This window comes from Labrys methylaminiphilus subsp. lupini, from assembly GCF_051161885.1.
In the GTDB taxonomy this organism is placed as follows: Bacteria; Pseudomonadota; Alphaproteobacteria; order Rhizobiales; family Labraceae; genus Labrys.
The window spans coordinates 1777794-1792411 of sequence record NZ_JBMDIH010000001.1 but is presented as its reverse complement, the minus strand read 5'-3'; the positions used below and the strand labels follow the sequence as shown (position 1 = coordinate 1792411).

General features: G+C 62.0%; 17 protein-coding genes and 1 tRNA gene. 13 read left to right on the top strand and 5 right to left on the bottom strand.

The window, feature by feature from the left end; translation table 11 throughout:
• The first annotated feature begins 31 nt into the window (after positions 1–31).
• The 10 genes from ACN6KF_RS08460 (at position 32) to ACN6KF_RS08415 (ending at position 9890) form a co-directional block, all read left to right on the top strand.
• Positions 32–574 carry a peptidylprolyl isomerase gene (locus tag ACN6KF_RS08460; protein WP_434956422.1) on the top strand — a complete coding sequence of 181 codons (543 nt, stop codon included), beginning with the start codon at positions 32–34 and terminating at the stop codon, positions 572–574.
• Positions 575–670: 96 nt separating this feature from the next.
• Complete coding sequence (locus tag ACN6KF_RS08455) at positions 671–1141, top strand: peptidylprolyl isomerase (protein WP_434956421.1); 471 nt, start codon at positions 671–673, stop codon at positions 1139–1141.
• A gap of 140 nt (positions 1142–1281) precedes the next feature.
• Complete coding sequence (gene queA, locus ACN6KF_RS08450; protein ID WP_434956420.1) at positions 1282–2340, top strand: tRNA preQ1(34) S-adenosylmethionine ribosyltransferase-isomerase QueA; 1059 nt, start codon at positions 1282–1284, stop codon at positions 2338–2340.
• A complete protein-coding gene (gene tgt, locus ACN6KF_RS08445; protein WP_434956419.1) occupies positions 2334–3488 on the top strand; it encodes a tRNA guanosine(34) transglycosylase Tgt in 1155 nt (384 codons plus the stop codon). Before queA ends, tgt begins: the two co-directional genes overlap by 7 nt.
• 184 nt (positions 3489–3672) lie before the next feature.
• The gene (locus ACN6KF_RS08440; protein WP_434956418.1) at positions 3673–3948 is read left to right on the top strand and encodes a metal/formaldehyde-sensitive transcriptional repressor; all 276 of its coding nucleotides are present in this window, start codon (positions 3673–3675) and stop codon (positions 3946–3948) included.
• Positions 3945–5192 (top strand): CDF family Co(II)/Ni(II) efflux transporter DmeF, encoded by a 1248-nt coding sequence (gene dmeF, locus ACN6KF_RS08435; protein ID WP_434956417.1) that lies wholly within the window; start codon positions 3945–3947, stop codon positions 5190–5192. The genes ACN6KF_RS08440 and dmeF overlap by 4 nt, the downstream gene beginning before the upstream one ends.
• A gap of 126 nt (positions 5193–5318) precedes the next feature.
• Positions 5319–6260, top strand: a complete 942-nt coding sequence (gene msrP, locus ACN6KF_RS08430) for a protein-methionine-sulfoxide reductase catalytic subunit MsrP (RefSeq protein ID WP_434956416.1) — start codon at positions 5319–5321, stop codon at positions 6258–6260.
• The gene (gene msrQ, locus ACN6KF_RS08425) at positions 6260–6889 is read left to right on the top strand and encodes a protein-methionine-sulfoxide reductase heme-binding subunit MsrQ (protein WP_434956415.1); all 630 of its coding nucleotides are present in this window, start codon (positions 6260–6262) and stop codon (positions 6887–6889) included. The genes msrP and msrQ overlap by 1 nt, the downstream gene beginning before the upstream one ends.
• A 341-nt stretch (positions 6890–7230) precedes the next feature.
• The gene (locus ACN6KF_RS08420; RefSeq protein ID WP_434956414.1) at positions 7231–9024 is read left to right on the top strand and encodes an ABC transporter ATP-binding protein; all 1794 of its coding nucleotides are present in this window, start codon (positions 7231–7233) and stop codon (positions 9022–9024) included.
• A gap of 104 nt (positions 9025–9128) precedes the next feature.
• Complete coding sequence (locus ACN6KF_RS08415; protein WP_434956413.1) at positions 9129–9890, top strand: hypothetical protein; 762 nt, start codon at positions 9129–9131, stop codon at positions 9888–9890.
• Positions 9891–9942: 52 nt separating this feature from the next.
• Here the strand turns inward: ACN6KF_RS08415 and ACN6KF_RS08410 are convergent, their stop codons facing one another.
• Together ACN6KF_RS08410 and ACN6KF_RS08405 are read right to left on the bottom strand one after the other, a co-directional pair.
• A complete protein-coding gene (locus ACN6KF_RS08410) occupies positions 9943–10656 on the bottom strand; it encodes an alanyl-tRNA editing protein (protein WP_434956412.1) in 714 nt (237 codons plus the stop codon).
• Between the two features lie 8 nt (positions 10657–10664).
• A complete protein-coding gene (locus tag ACN6KF_RS08405) occupies positions 10665–11696 on the bottom strand; it encodes a cysteine synthase A (protein ID WP_434956411.1) in 1032 nt (343 codons plus the stop codon).
• 177 nt (positions 11697–11873) lie between these two features.
• On the opposite strand from ACN6KF_RS08405, the gene ybaK reads away from it, so the two are divergent.
• Positions 11874–12350, top strand: coding sequence for a Cys-tRNA(Pro) deacylase (ybaK, locus tag ACN6KF_RS08400; protein ID WP_434956410.1), 477 nt, complete (start codon positions 11874–11876; stop codon positions 12348–12350).
• Between the two features lie 3 nt (positions 12351–12353).
• On the opposite strand, the gene ACN6KF_RS08395 is transcribed toward ybaK, so the two are convergent.
• Together ACN6KF_RS08395 and ACN6KF_RS08390 are read right to left on the bottom strand one after the other, a co-directional pair.
• Positions 12354–12779, bottom strand: coding sequence for an ArsR/SmtB family transcription factor (locus ACN6KF_RS08395; protein ID WP_434959637.1), 426 nt, complete (start codon positions 12777–12779; stop codon positions 12354–12356).
• 66 nt (positions 12780–12845) lie between these two features.
• Positions 12846–12921 (bottom strand) — tRNA-Asn (locus ACN6KF_RS08390).
• 157 nt (positions 12922–13078) lie between these two features.
• On the opposite strand from ACN6KF_RS08390, the gene ACN6KF_RS08385 reads away from it, so the two are divergent.
• Complete coding sequence (locus ACN6KF_RS08385; protein WP_434956409.1) at positions 13079–13348, top strand: hypothetical protein; 270 nt, start codon at positions 13079–13081, stop codon at positions 13346–13348.
• Between the two features lie 12 nt (positions 13349–13360).
• Here the strand turns inward: ACN6KF_RS08385 and ACN6KF_RS08380 are convergent, their stop codons facing one another.
• Positions 13361–13762 carry a hypothetical protein gene (locus ACN6KF_RS08380; protein WP_434956408.1) on the bottom strand — a complete coding sequence of 134 codons (402 nt, stop codon included), beginning with the start codon at positions 13760–13762 and terminating at the stop codon, positions 13361–13363.
• Positions 13763–14078: 316 nt separating this feature from the next.
• Here ACN6KF_RS08380 and ACN6KF_RS08375 point away from each other — a divergent pair, with 316 nt between their 5' ends.
• Positions 14079–14336, top strand: a complete 258-nt coding sequence (locus tag ACN6KF_RS08375) for a hypothetical protein (protein ID WP_434956407.1) — start codon at positions 14079–14081, stop codon at positions 14334–14336.
• Positions 14337–14618: the final 282 nt, after the last annotated feature.

The following is a 14618-nucleotide window of genomic DNA, read 5'->3' as shown; positions in this document are numbered from 1 at the left end:
CAATTCATTCCGTCTTCGAGGGAGACAATCCTTGCTTCGTATTCTTTCCGCCCTGGCCGTCGTGATCGGCCTCTTCGCCGTCGCTCCCGCCCAAGCTGCCCAGGCCGATGCCAACACCGTCTATCTCGACACCCAGCATGGCCGCGCCACCATCAAGCTTCGGCCTGACCTCGCGCCCAAGCATGTCGAGCAGATCAAGACGCTGGTGAAGCGCGGCTTCTACAACGGCGTCGTCTTCCATCGCGTGATCGAGGGCTTCATGGCGCAGACCGGCGATCCCACCGGCACCGGCACCGGCGGTTCTGACCTGCCCGACCTCAAGGCCGAGTTCACCAACAAAGCCAAGTTCGTGCGCGGTGTCGTCGGCATGGCCCGCTCCTCCGACCCGAATTCGGCCAATTCTCAGTTCTTCATCATGTATGCGCCACAGGCCAGCCTCGATGGCCAGTACACCATCGTCGGCGAGGTGGTATCGGGCATGGACGCCATCGACAAGATCAAGAAGGGTGATGCCAGCGACAACGGCATGGTCAGCAATCCCGACAAGATCATCAAGATGCAGATGGCCAAGTAAGGCCGATATCTATCGCAATCGCCAATTGCAAGACGGGCGGCCAGAGACTATCTAGCCGTCATTCCACTCCGCTTTCCGACAGAAAGGAGCGTGCCGATGGCCGCTGATCCCGAAAACACGATCGTCATGGAAACCACGCAGGGCCGTGTCGTCATCGAATTGCGTCCGGACCTCGCCCCCCAGCACGTCGAGCGCATCAAGCTGCTCGCCCGCGAGAAGTTCTATGACGGCATCGTCTTCCATCGCGTGATCGATGGCTTCATGGCGCAGGCCGGCTGCCCCGATGGCCGCGGCACCGGCGGCTCGAAGCATCCGAACCTTCCGGCGGAGTTCAACGACGAGTCGCATGTGCGTGGCATCTGCTCGATGGCCCGCTCCTCGATGCCGAACTCCGCCAATTCGCAGTTCTTCATCGTGTTCGACAATGCCAAGTTCCTCGACCGCCAGTACACGGTCTGGGGCAAGGTCGTCGAGGGCATGGAGAATATCGACAAGATCAAGCGTGGCGAGCCGGTGGTGAACCCCGACAAGATCGTCTCCATGCGCGTTCAGGCCGACGTCGCCTAAATACGCCCTGAGGCAAAAAATCGGGCATCATCGGAGAGATCCGGTGATGCCCTTTGCAATTTAGCGTCCCTGCTCAGCCGCGCTGGCAGTGGCGGCCATCACAGGTTCGACCGGCGTGCCGGCCGTATGGATCGCTGGACATGCGCGTTTCCGATTTCGACTTTCATCTTCCCGCCGAGAATATCGCGCTTCGCCCCGCCGAGCCCCGCGACCGTGCGCGTTTGCTCGAAGTCGATCCGGCCCGTGCCGCGCTCACCGATCGTATCGTATCCGATCTGCCGGCCATGCTGAGGGCAGGCGACATGCTCGTCTTCAACGACACCAAGGTCATCCCGGCCCGCCTCGACGGCCTGCGTCGTCGCCCGGGTGGGGCAGGGGCCGCGATCGAGGCCATGCTGCACCAGCGCCTCGGCCCGGCGCAATGGAAGGCCTTCGCTCGCCCCGGCAAGCGCCTAGCGGTCGGGGACACCATCGAATTCGGTGAGAACCTGAGGGCGACTGTCGAAGAAAAGGGCGAGGGCGGGGAGGTCGTTCTGCGCTTTTCACTGGAGAGTGCGGCGCTGGACGTTGCGATCGCGACGGTCGGCCATATTCCTTTGCCGCCCTATATCGCTTCCAAGCGTGCCGAAGATGCGCGGGACCGCGAGGACTACCAGACTATCTATGCCAAGGCCGATGGTGCGGTCGCCGCTCCCACGGCCGGGCTGCATTTCACGCCCGACCTGTTTGACAGGCTGGATGCGGCCGGAATTGCCCGCCATTTCGTCACGCTGCATGTCGGCGCCGGCACGTTCCTGCCGGTGAAGGGCGAGGATCTATCCGAACACAAGATGCATGCCGAGTTCGGGGTTGTTACCCCTGAGACGGCGCAAGCGCTCAACGCCTGCAAGGCCAGGGGAGGACGTATCGTCGCCGTCGGCACCACCTCGCTGCGCCTGCTCGAAAGCGCGGCTGCGGCAGACGGCACCATCAAGCCTTTCGCCGACGAGACCTCGATCTTCATCACGCCTGGCTATCGCTTCCGCACGGCTGACGCCCTGATGACCAATTTCCACTTGCCGCGCTCGACCCTGATGATGCTGGTCTCGGCCTTCGCCGGCTACGACACCATGAAGGCGGCCTATGCGCATGCCATCGCCGAGGGCTACCGCTTCTATTCCTATGGCGATGCCAGTCTGCTATGGCGGGCGCCATGCTGAATACTTCGACACAGACGACCGCCGGCGAGGTCTCCTTCGCCATTCATGCCACCGAGGGCGCCGCCCGCACCGGCGCCCTGCATCTAGGGCGCGGTAGCGTACGCACGCCGGCCTTCATGCCGGTTGGTACGGCCGGCACGGTCAAGGCGATGTATATAGACCAGGTCAAGGACCTGGGCGCCGACATCATCCTCGGCAATACCTATCACCTCATGCTGCGTCCTGGCGCGGAGAGGGTGGCAGCCCTCGGCGGCCTGCATGACTTCTCGCGCTGGCAGGGCCCGATCCTTACCAATTCTGGGGGGTTCCAGGTGATGTCGCTGGCGGGGCTACGCAAGCTCGACAAGAACGGCGTCACCTTCAGGAGCCATATCGACGGCTCCCACCATCGCCTCACGCCGGAACGTTCGGTCGAGATCCAGACCCTGCTCGATTCCGACATCATCATGCAGCTCGACGAATGCGTGCGCCTGCCATCGACCCGCAAGGACATCGAGCGGGCCATGCGGCTGTCACTCGACTGGGCCGAGCGCTCCAAGCGCGCCTTCGGAACCCAGCCCGGCAAGGCGATCTTCGGCATCGTGCAGGGCGGCGACATCCCCGATCTGCGTATTGCGTCTGCACAAGCACTGTCGAGCATGGACTTCCCCGGATACGCCATCGGCGGACTCGCCGTCGGCGAACCGCAAGCCATAATGCTGAAGATGATCGAGACCGTGGAGCCGCATCTGTCGCATGAAAAACCGCGCTATCTGATGGGCGTCGGCACGCCGGACGACCTGATCGAGAGCGTGTCGCGCGGCATCGACATGTTCGATTGCGTGATGCCGACGCGTGCGGGGCGCCATGGCCTGGCTTATTCGCGCTTCGGCAAGGTCAATCTCAAGAACGCTCGCCACGCCGAGGATCCCCGTCCGCTCGACGAAGCGTCCACCTGTCCGGCCGCCCGCGACTATAGCCGCGCCTATCTGCATCACCTCACCAAGGCCAACGAGATCCTTGGCATGATGCTGCTGACCTGGATCAACCTGGCCTATTATCAGGACCTGATGGCCGGCATGCGTGCCGCCATCGCCGAAGGGCGCTTTGCCGACTTCAAGGCCGAGACCAAGGAAAACTGGGCCCGGGGCGACATCGCCAGGCTGTAGGCTCTAGGTGTGCCGGTCCCGCTCCATCAAGAGATGGAGCGGGACCGGCATGAAACCACCGCGCTTTCCTGAATATTGCCGGTCTGGAGACCGGCACACCGAAATGTCTTCCAGCGCCTTATCCACGTCCTTGCCGTCTAGCTTTACTCCATATAGCCTACCCCCCTATGCTATAGAGGGTATCATGAGCCATACGATCCAGGAAAAGGCCAAGCTTCTGGCGCGAGTTCGCCGCATCAAGGGGCAGGTGGAGGCCATCGAACGGGCGCTCGAGAGTGAGCTGGGCTGCGATCCCATCATGCACATGCTGGCCGGGGTGAGGGGTTCGATCGCCGGCATGATGGCCGAGGTCATCGAGGACCATGTCCGCGACCACATCATGACGCCCGGCCTCGACGAAGCGGCCCGCAGGGAAGCCGCCGAGCATCTGATCGATGTCGTCAGGAGTTATCTGAAATGACCATGCCGACCGCCAATGCCCCCTTCGAGCACAGCCACGTCTTCCTCGGAGCGGACCACGATTCGAACGAACGCCGGACCTGGGCAGTCATCATCCTCTGCGTGGCGATGATGGGGGTGGAGATCACGGGCGGCGCCATCTACGGCTCGATCGCGTTGATGGCGGATGGCCTGCACATGTCGACCCATGCCGGCGCCCTGCTGTTGACGGCACTGGCTTATCGTTACGCGCGCCGGCATGCCTTCGATCGGCGCTTCACCTTCGGCACCGGCAAGGTCGGCGACCTGGCCGGCTATACCAGCGCCGTCATCCTGGCGATGATCGCGTTGCTGATTGCCTATGAGGCCGTGATACGCCTGCTGGCTCCGGTTCCGATCGACTATGGTCAGGCGATCGTCATCGCGGTGCTGGGCTTGGCCGTGAATATTGCCAGCGTATGGCTGCTCAATGGGAGCGGTCACCATCATCATCACGCACACGGCCATGAGCACGATCACGGCTCCCATCACCATCACGAGGAAGAGCGTCGATTTTCAACGGCTGCCGGCCCGCTCGAACTCAGCATATTTGAGGACGGCGTTCCGCCGCGTTTCCGCCTGCACCCTCCACATGGCTCCATGCCCGATGCGGGTATGGTCAGCCTTGAGACCAAGCGGGAGGATGGCACCCGACAGCGCTTCACCTTCACGAACCACGGCACCTATCTGGAATCGCGTGAGGAGATCCCGGAACCCCATGCCTTCGGCATCAGGCTCGAATTCGGCGATGAACGTCTGACGACGGCCTTCGCCGAATCTCATTCCCATGGCGGGCATCACGACAACAACATGCGCTCGGCGGTTGCTCATGTCATGGCCGACGCGGCCGTGTCCGTGCTGGTGATCGCTGGCCTCCTGCTTGGTCTCCTGGCCGGCTGGAGCTGGATGGACCCGGTCGCCGGCTTGGTCGGCGCCGCCGTCATCCTCAGTTGGTCCTATACGCTGATCCGCGACACCGGCGGTATCCTGGTCGACATGCTGCCCGACCGCCGACTTGCAGACGCCATGCGCAGGACCATCGAGGAGGAGGGCGACAAGGTCGCCGACCTGCATCTGTGGCGGCTCGGTCCCGGCCATCTCGGGGCCATCCTGTCCATCGCCTCGGCCCATCCCCGCGAGCCGGACTTCTATCGCGGCAAGCTGGCGATGTTTCCTTCGCTATCGCATGTGACGATCGAGGTTCAGCCCAAGGGGCGGGCGGCTTGAAGTAACGCGCTGATCACGATCGCGCACATCGATTTTACCATTGGCCTTACGTGATCGTGAGAAACATCGATCCCCGCACGGGCGTATAAGGGGTAGTAAGTTCACGTCCACCGACCAGGGGATATCATGCTGATCCGCCACACCCCCGACCTCACCGAGGCCCATGTCACGCCCCAGCAAGCCTATGTCGACCGGCGACGTTTCCTAGCTGGCATAGGCGCGGCGGCTGGCGCGGCTCTTCTGCCGTTCTCCGCCGAAGCGGCCAAATTGTCGGGCGCCAAGAGCACTTATTCCACCGACGAGAAGCAGACCAGTCTGGAAGACATCACCAGCTACAACAATTTCTACGAGTTCGGCACCGACAAGTCCGATCCGGCTGCCTATGCCGGCAAGCTTACCACCACGCCCTGGAGCATCAAGGTCGACGGGCTCGTCAACAAGCCGGCGACCTATGCGCTTGAAGACTTCATCAAGCCCTATCGTCTCGAAGAGCGCATCTACCGCCATCGCTGCGTCGAGGCCTGGTCGATGGTCATCCCCTGGCTCGGCTTTGCTCTCGCCGACGTGATCAAGAAGGCCGAGCCGCAGGGAAGCGCCAAATACGTCGCCTTCGAGACGTTGGTTCGCCCCACGGAGATGCCGGGTCAATCGGCCTTCTTTCCGGCTTTGAAATGGCCCTATGTCGAGGGGCTGCGTCTGGATGAAGCGCTCAATCCGCTCACCATCCTCGCTGTAGGCCTCTATGGCGAGACGCTGCCGAACCAGAACGGCGCGCCGCTACGCCTGGTCGTGCCCTGGAAATATGGCTTCAAGGGCATCAAGTCGATCGTGCGCATCAGCCTGGTCGAGAAGCAGCCGCCCACGTCCTGGAACCTGGAAAATTCGAGCGAGTATGGCTTCTATTCCAACGTCAATCCAGAGGTCGATCATCCGCGCTGGAGCCAGGCGAGCGAACGGCGCATTGGCGCCGGCCTGCTGGCCGGCCGGCAGCCGACCTTGATGTTCAACGGTTACGGCGAGCAGGTGGCCGCGATGTATTCCGGCATGGATCTGAAGGCTTATTACTGATGCAGCTCACACGCGCCAGCCTGCAACCCGTGCTCAAATGGCTCGTCTATGTCATCGGCATGCTGCCGGCCGTCTGGCTGTTCTATCTTGCCTTCACCGGACGCATCGGTGCAGATCCCATCGCCCAGCTCGAATGGGGGCTGGGCCTGTGGGCTCTGCGTTTCCTGATCGCCTGCCTCTGCATCACGCCGCTACGCCAGCTTCTGCGCATCAATCTCCTGCGCTATCGGCGTGCCCTCGGCCTGGTGGCTTTCTATTATGCGCTGCTGCATCTGAGCGTGTGGCTCTGGCTCGACCGTGGCCTCGATCTCCATGCCGCCATCCAGGACATACTGCGCCGCCCCTACATTACCATCGGCATGGCCGCCTTTACCCTGCTCGTGCCCCTGGCACTGACGTCGACGAACTGGTCGATCCGCAAGCTCGGCGGGAAGGTCTGGTCGAAATTGCACAAGCTCGTTTACCCTGCCATCGCGCTCGGAGCGCTGCATTTCATCATGATCAAGAAGGTCTGGCTGATCGAACCGCTGATCTATGCTGCGATCGTGCTCGTGCTGCTGGCCTGGCGGCTGTTATGGCCGCTGATCGGCAAGCGTGGCCCCAGCCCACGGCGCGTGGCATCGACATAGCCGGAGCGCCTCGTTTCTTCAAAAAAGAGCTCCCCAGCCTCGGGAAGCGCCAACGACCGCGGCCTGCTCATTGTTTTTGATGAAAAAATCGGTTGCCTTGGCGCGAATCTGCACCTAGGTTGCGCTTCCCGGTTCACACTCAGCATGAGGGAGAATTGCATGACCACATTTCTGATTCTCGCTCACGTGTCGAACGCTCGGCCGTATGAGATCTTGACGCGTTAGATCGCGTCTTTTCTCCCGAACACTCTCCGGGTCTTTTTTCCTGAACATATTTTGCGTCGCACGCTTGTGCGCGCCCTACATTTTGGAGACGGCGCGGGGCTGCGCCGGATACCCTGATGACTCTTTCTCGCAAAGAGCCCGGCCGCAACCCGATGGCGGCTGTGCTTGGATTCACATTTGATCACTGGCGCAGCCAGGCCGATCTCGTCGCTTTGATCGTCATATCCGTCGGCGTGGCGACGGTGGCCGAAGTAGTCGTGCCTATCTATGCCGGCCAGATGGTTGACGCCGTCACTGCCGGCTTAGGCAGCGCAAACCAGGCCTGGTGGGCGCTCGGCGCGATGCTGGTCCTCGGCGCGGTCGCCGTCGGGTGCCGGCAGTTGTTCTTCTACTGCATCACCATCCTGACGACACGGATGATGAGCACGGTCGCCCGCGAGGCCTTCGCGCGCGTGCAGCGCTTCTCCACCGATTGGCACGCCAATAATTTCGCGGGCTCGACGGTGCGGCGCGTCACCCGCGGCATGTGGGCGCTCGACATGCTCAACGATACGCTGTTGGTGGCCATCCTTCCCTCCATCCTCGTCCTGCTCGGCTCGACGGTGGTTTTGGCGACGGTCTGGCCGACCCTCGGCCTGGTGGTGCTCATCGGCTCCGTCGCCTTTGTGGCGATGACGGTGGTGCTGTCGGTGAACTATGTCGCGCCGGCCGCGCGCCTCGCCAATAGCTGGGATACGCGCGTCGGCGGTGCGCTCGCCGATGCCGTCACCTGCAACGCGGTGGTGAAGGCCTTCGGTGGCGAGACGCGTGAGGATGCCCGCCTGACGGCGGTGCTGGCCAAATGGCGCTCGCGCACCAATCGCACCTGGATGCGCGGCACCAATGCTGGCACGGCGCAGAACCTGTTCCTGCTGGGGCTGAGAGCCACAGTGCTGGGCGTGGTGCTGTGGCTGTGGATGCGCGGGCAGGCCGGTGTCGGCGATGTCGCATTGGTCCTGACCAGCTATGCCGTGGTGCATGGCTATCTCAGGGACATCGGCATGCACATCCACAATCTCCAGCGTTCGGTGAACGACATGGAGGAGTTGGTGGCGTTCTATGACCAGCCGATGGGTGTGAAGGACAGGCATGATGCCATGCCGGTGATGATCACGGACGGACACATCGCGTTCGAGCATGTGACGTTCCACTATGGCGGCCATGCCGATGCTCTCTATCGCGACTTCTCCGTCGAGATCAGGGCGGGCGAGAAGATCGGTCTCGTCGGCCGGTCGGGCTCGGGCAAGACCACCTTCGTCAAGCTGATCCAGCGCCTCTACGACGTGAATGCCGGCCGTATCACCATTGACGGCCAGGATATCGCCGATGTGACGCAGGCCAGCCTGCGCAGCCGGATCGCCATCGTTCAGCAGGAGCCTATCCTGTTCCACCGCTCGCTTGCCGAGAATATCGCCTATGCCCGCCCCGGTGCCAGCATGGCCGAGATCGAGCACGCGGCAAGCCTCGCCAATGCGAGCGCCTTCATCTCGGCGTTGCCCAAGGGCTACGACACGATGGTGGGCGAGCGCGGCGTGAAACTGTCCGGTGGCGAGCGTCAGCGCGTGGCGCTCGCTCGGGCCTTCCTGGCGGATGCGCCGGTGCTGATCCTGGATGAGGCGACCTCCAGCCTCGACTCCGAATCAGAGCATCTGATCCAGGAGGCGATGGAACGGCTGATGGCGGGTCGCACCACCATCGTCATCGCCCATCGGCTCTCGACCGTGCAGGCGATGGACCGCATCCTTGTCTTCGACAAGGGCAAGATCGTCGAGGAGGGGGATCATGCCAGCCTGATCCGTCACTCCGACGGGATCTATCGCGGCCTGTTCGAACGCCAGGCCCTGGAACTCGCCAAGGGCTGGGCGGCATAAGATGGAAATGCAACAACGGATGGGGCGCCACTCGCGCCCCATCCCGACCGCCAATTGCTTGTGAGGCAGTTCGAGCACCGCCTCCGGCAGGGACTCTTCCTCCGATGAACGACACATTGCGCGCCATCATTGCCGAGGCTTATGCGCTGTTTCCGCCACATCGTTTCGGCGCCCGACTGAGCAATGTTTGCACGACCTGTTGCGTGACTGCAGAACAGGAAGCCTTGCTGACCGGCACGCCGAGGCAGCGGATTTCCGCCGAGCTGATGCAGGCCTATTATGGCGCCGCGTTCAATGGTTGCCTCAGCGCGGAAGAGACCGAGCACTTCCTGCCGCGCTTGCTTGAACTCTCGGCAGAGGGACACGAACTTGGCACCGGTGGTTTTGAGTGCAATTTCGATCATCTCGGCACGCGTGGCGCCAATTATCGGCACAATTGGAGCCGAGAAAAGACCACTCTGCTCGATCGCTACTTCCAGGCTCTGGCCACGCTATCCCGGCAAGACGGGCTCCCAAATCCGAAATGGCGACACCGAGCAATTGAAGACGTGTTATGCGCCATTGCGCGAGGAAGTGCTCCTCTCGCTCCCATCCTGTCAGCGTGGCAGGCCGACCGATCTCGACAAGCGACCATCCAACTGGCGAACACGATCTCCAATTTGCATTGGTCGAAACGCAAAATCGGCTTCGCCAAACTCGTCAATGCCTTCTGGGGCGATGTTCCGGATCAGGAATACCTCTGTATCGCCTGGCTGTGCAGTCGGGACCACTATATCCGTTTCGATGCGGCTATGAGCCGGGAAGAGGACGACGACGTTTTCGCGCTCCTCTCTCTGGCCAGAGACGTTGTGAGTGCGCCATCATGATCAGGTAGGTCAGGAGGAGGGCCGCATTCGCCGACCGGCTTCGAACGAACCGTCACGCCAGCGCGATCCGCACACGCCGGTTCTGCTTGCCCTTCTTTTCGATCTGTGTCACCGCGATGCGGCCGATCTCGTCGGTGTTGCGGACATGGGTGCCGCCGCAGGGCTGCAGATCAAGGCCCTCGATCTCGACCAGCCTGATCACGCCGGAACCACGCGGGGGCTTGACCGACATCGTCTTCACCAGGCCGGGATTGGCATCGAGTTCCGCATCCGTGATCCAGCGCTCGCTAACCTCGGCACCCTGGCCGATCATCGAATTGACCTTGTGGGCGATTTCGTCCTTGTCGAGACCGGCATCCTGGATGTCGAAATCGAGCCGTCCCTCGCCATCGCCGATGGAACCGCCCGTGACAGGGTAGGGCAGGGCGACCGAAAGCAGATGCAAGGCGGTGTGGACCTTCATGCGGGCATAGCGCCGGGACCAGTCCAGCGCCAGTTCGACCGTGTCGCCGACTGCCGGCAACAGCCCTTCCGGCGCCACGATATGTGCTATGTCGGTCTTGGTCTCGTCGTTCCACACCGCATTGGTGATGGCGATGGTGCGCCCGTCCGACAGCGTCATGGTGCCGACGTCGCCGGGCTGGCCGCCACCCATGGCATAGAAGATCGTACGATCCAGAATGATGCCATGTTGCGACAGCCCAACCACCGTTGCGCTGGCGCCGGGGGTGTAGGGGTCGTCTCTGAACAGCAGGTCTGTCGCCATGTCGTCACCTATTCCAATGGAGCCTTGATGGTGGAACGCTTTTCAAGCCATTCCGGCACGGGCAGGTTCTTGGAACGCATGAACGCAGGATTGAACAGCTTGGACTGATAGCGCGAGCCGTGGTCGCACAGAATGGTCACGATGGTGTGCCCCGGCCCGAGATCCCGAGCCATGCGTATCGCACCGGCAATGTTGATACCGGTCGACAATCCCACGCACAGCCCTTCCTCCTGGAGGAGATCATAGACCAACGGCACCGCTTCTTCATCAGGGATCTGATAGGCAAGGTCGACAGGTGCACCCTCGATATTCTTGGTGATGCGGTTCTGGCCGATGCCCTCCGACATCGACGTCCCCGAGAATTTGAGTTCGCCGCTGCTGAACCAGGAATACATGGCCGCTCCCATGGGATCGGCCACGCCAATCTTGATGGCGGGATTGGCCGCCTTCAGGGCGATACCGACACCGGCGAGCGTCCCACCCGAACCGATCGAGCAGATGAAACCGTCGAGCTTGCCGTCGGTCTGTTTCAGAATCTCCGGAGCGGTGGTTTCGATATGCGCCTGGCGGTTGGCGACATTGTCGAACTGGTTGGCCCAGACTGCGCCACCCGGCTCGGTCTTCGCCAGTTCCGCCGCGAGCCGGCCCGAGACCTTCACGTAATTGTTCGGGTTGGCGTAGGGTACCGCCGGCACCTCGACCAGTTCGGCCCCCGCCAGGCGCAGCATGTCCTTCTTTTCCTGGCTCTGGGTTTCGGGGATCACGATCACCGTGCGAAAGCCCATGGCATCGGCAACCAGGGCAAGGCCGATACCCGTATTGCCGGCCGTGCCCTCAACGATGGTGCCACCGGGTTTCAACTCGCCGCGCGCCATCGCATCCTTGATGATGAAGAGCGCTGCACGATCCTTTACCGATTGTCCCGGATTCATGAATTCGGCTTTGCCCAGAATGGTGCATCCGGTCAGCTCGGACGCGCGATTGAGGCGAATGAGGGGCGTATTGCCGATGGCATCGACGAGACCGGTACGGAAAGCCATGTGTGATCGTCTGCTGATTGGAGGGGATGCGACCCTAACCCGACTTTTCCGCCCGGGATAGGGGAGAGACATGCCGGGCACGGGTTTTCCAAGCCGCGGTGCCATGATAGCTCTCGCCCTGGTAGGCGGGCTCGTCACCATAGGCCCGCCGTCATCGATCCCCCCAAGGAAGCCGTCATGTCGAAGGCGACACGCGCCACCCAGATGCTCGCCAAGGCAGGCGTCGCCTTTTCCGTGCATAGCTACGACTATGATCCCGATGCCGACAGCATAGGCCTGCAGGCCGCCGAGGCCCTCGGCGAACCGCCCAGCCGGGTGCTCAAGACCCTGATGGCTCTGGTCGACGGCAAGCCTGTCTGCGTCGTCGTGCCGTCGGATCACGAGGTCTCCATGAAGAGGCTGGCGGCGGCCTTCAACGGCAAGTCGGCGCAAATGATGAAACCGGCCGATGCCGAACGCAGCACGGGATACAAGATTGGCGGCATCAGCCCCTTCGGTCAGATGCGCAAAGTGAGGACGGCCATCGAGGAAACCGCGCTCGGCGCCGACTATGTCTATGTCAATGGCGGCCAGCGTGGCCTGCAGATCCGCCTCGCTCCGGGCGATGCCAAGACCATTCTCGACGCGACCGCTGCTGCTTTGGTCGCGGCCTGAGGATCACCGTATCGATCGGCAGGGTCGCCCGGCGCTTGTCGTTTTCGCGCGCACTGCGCCAGAGGGCTCCGACCTCGCGTACGATGCGGGCCGCCCGGGCAAGGAGATAGCTGGCCGACACCGGTCATTGCTGTGCACGGGATCCGCTCCGAGCCGGCCGAGAACCGCGGGCGATACGATATAGGAGGCGGCGCTCGCCACTATCAGCCTCTCGGTCAGGCCACCCCGTCGCCGCTCTTCGACGGCATGGACCAATTGCTGCTCCTCGAGCGCGCGGAGGTGATAGTTCACCTTCTGGCGCGTCAGCCCGACCTTGTTGGCAAGCGAGGCTGCCGAAGCCGGCGTGACCAGTTCAGCAAGGATCCGCGATTTGACGCCAGGTTTGGACAGAGCGCCAGCGACGGAAAAGACGGGCTGCGAGGCAGGCACAATCGCCAATAGGCACTGCGCCCTGTGATGGCCCAGATAAAACCAAATTTCAGGTGGTAAGGAGAATGGCTCCGCGAGCAGGACTCGAACCTGCGACCCAGCGATTAACAGTCGCTTGCTCTACCGGCTGAGCTATCGCGGAACAGAGGGTGTCCCCCGGTGGAGCGGGTGTATAGCTCCAAGAACCTCGCTTGCCAAGGCCTATCCTGCCCTCATTGCATCTTCTTTTCGGATTAATATCTATGGGTAAGGGAACGCAACCGGATCAAAGGTGCGCTTTTGACCGTCTGGAGGGCTTTTTGGCACCCAACGAACCGATCAACCGCCCGAAGGTCAAACTCGCCGGGCGACATTTTCATCTCCCGGCCTCGCGAAGCATGCGAGTGATTCTGGGTGCGCTCCTGCTGATCGGCGGTTTTCTCGGGTTCCTGCCGATTCTGGGCTTTTGGATGATTCCGCTCGGCCTGCTGATTCTGTCGATCGATATTGCGCTCGTTCGGCGCCACCGCCGCAAGCTCGCGGTCTGGTGGGGCCGCCGACGCCAGCCGCGCCCGGTGGAGGATCGCTGATCCCGCCACGCGTCAGGCGTTGCCGGCGACCACGCGTGTTTCCTCGACGGCAACCAAGTGATTGACGGCCCGTTGGAGTTCCTTCAGCGCAACCAGCCGATCCCGACGGGGGATCTGCTCAAGGTCGTCATTGCCCTCGACCAAACACGCGCGAGCAAGGAAATCCGCCAGCTTGATCTGGCCAAGGAAGAGTTCGAAGGCGAACACTTCCAAATAGAGCGCGTAGGGCTGATCCGGTGCCGGATGGCAGGGGCAGATCTTGATTTCCAGTTCGCTCGCCTCGAGCAGATCGAGATCGCTTCGTGTCGGCACACCAGACTTGCCGTTGTTGCGCAGCCATTCCCGCTGACGGTCGACTTCGTTGGGGGCACGATCCCGGCCAAGGGGGTAATAGCTGTCATTGGCGTCCGTCATGCACCGTGTTCCTCAGACTGACCGCACCGGTCGAATCGAATGGCGACTGGCCCTAAGGCCGACGGTCGCAGTCAATGGACCGACTTGCGTTAACAGTCTCTCATTCAACGACATCCGAAACGGTATGACCTCTCCATGATTTCGCAGCCGAGCCAGGAAGACGGTATCATGTTACAAAAAACTTCAGACGGATTGTCCTGTTGGGGGTAAGGCATGCCGGAGCCGGACACCGTTTCGTATCTCTCGCCTGAAAAGCCCGGCTATCACGCGCCGGTCACGACCTTGGCCGTCTAATGGTAAAAAGGGGAGGTATCCCATGGTGGATGACTTCAGCACGCTGCAACAAAAGGCGCAAACGCTGCAGGTCGAGATCGAGAGCCTGTACGCATTGCTGGGAGCAATGGTCCGCGCACTCGAAGAGGCCGACCAGGATTTCAAGCAGCGTGTGGCCCAATCCGCGGGTGCAGCCATTCGGGCCCAGATGGCCGACGACGACGCGCAGGTGATGCGAAATCACTGCCTGCATTTTATCGCCAGCACGCTGAAAGTGCCCTTGTACTGCGTCATTCGCTGAAAGTTAAAGCCGTCAGACAACGCATCGGCCTCGGCAATATGGCCCGACTGAATTGCCGGCGAGAATCCTTTCGTGACGCGTAGACGCCACGAGAATCACGATATGCTGCGCTGGGAACGACATGCGTCATTGCATGGCGGCCATTTCGTGTGTCGGCGGGCGAAGATGTGCCTTTTCGCAGATGGGGCATCCCGTCAATGTCCGGTGAGGCGGCGATAAAGGGCAGGGCAAGCGACTTGCGAATTTCCTGTCGTTTCACGCGCCCTGAACGGCGGTCTTTCG

Bases quoted from the DNA above. Each gene is read 5' to 3' on its own strand.
- ACN6KF_RS08380 (WP_434956408.1), bottom strand. From the start codon at position 13,762: ATGACGGACGCCAATGACAGCTATTACCCCCTTGGCCGGGATCGTGCC.
- ACN6KF_RS08375 (WP_434956407.1), top strand. From the start codon at position 14,079: ATGGTGGATGACTTCAGCACGCTGCAACAAAAGGCGCAAACGCTGCAG.
- ybaK (WP_434956410.1), top strand. From the start codon at position 11,874: ATGTCGAAGGCGACACGCGCCACCCAGATGCTCGCCAAGGCAGGCGTC.
- msrP (WP_434956416.1), top strand. From the start codon at position 5,319: ATGCTGATCCGCCACACCCCCGACCTCACCGAGGCCCATGTCACGCCC.
- ACN6KF_RS08440 (WP_434956418.1), top strand. From the start codon at position 3,673: ATGAGCCATACGATCCAGGAAAAGGCCAAGCTTCTGGCGCGAGTTCGC.
- ACN6KF_RS08415 (WP_434956413.1), top strand. From the start codon at position 9,129: ATGAACGACACATTGCGCGCCATCATTGCCGAGGCTTATGCGCTGTTT.
- ACN6KF_RS08405 (WP_434956411.1), bottom strand. From the start codon at position 11,696: ATGGCTTTCCGTACCGGTCTCGTCGATGCCATCGGCAATACGCCCCTC.
- msrQ (WP_434956415.1), top strand. From the start codon at position 6,260: ATGCAGCTCACACGCGCCAGCCTGCAACCCGTGCTCAAATGGCTCGTC.
- dmeF (WP_434956417.1), top strand. From the start codon at position 3,945: ATGACCATGCCGACCGCCAATGCCCCCTTCGAGCACAGCCACGTCTTC.
- queA (WP_434956420.1), top strand. From the start codon at position 1,282: ATGCGCGTTTCCGATTTCGACTTTCATCTTCCCGCCGAGAATATCGCG.
- ACN6KF_RS08410 (WP_434956412.1), bottom strand. From the start codon at position 10,656: ATGGCGACAGACCTGCTGTTCAGAGACGACCCCTACACCCCCGGCGCC.
- tgt (WP_434956419.1), top strand. From the start codon at position 2,334: ATGCTGAATACTTCGACACAGACGACCGCCGGCGAGGTCTCCTTCGCC.
- ACN6KF_RS08420 (WP_434956414.1), top strand. From the start codon at position 7,231: ATGACTCTTTCTCGCAAAGAGCCCGGCCGCAACCCGATGGCGGCTGTG.
- ACN6KF_RS08455 (WP_434956421.1), top strand. From the start codon at position 671: ATGGCCGCTGATCCCGAAAACACGATCGTCATGGAAACCACGCAGGGC.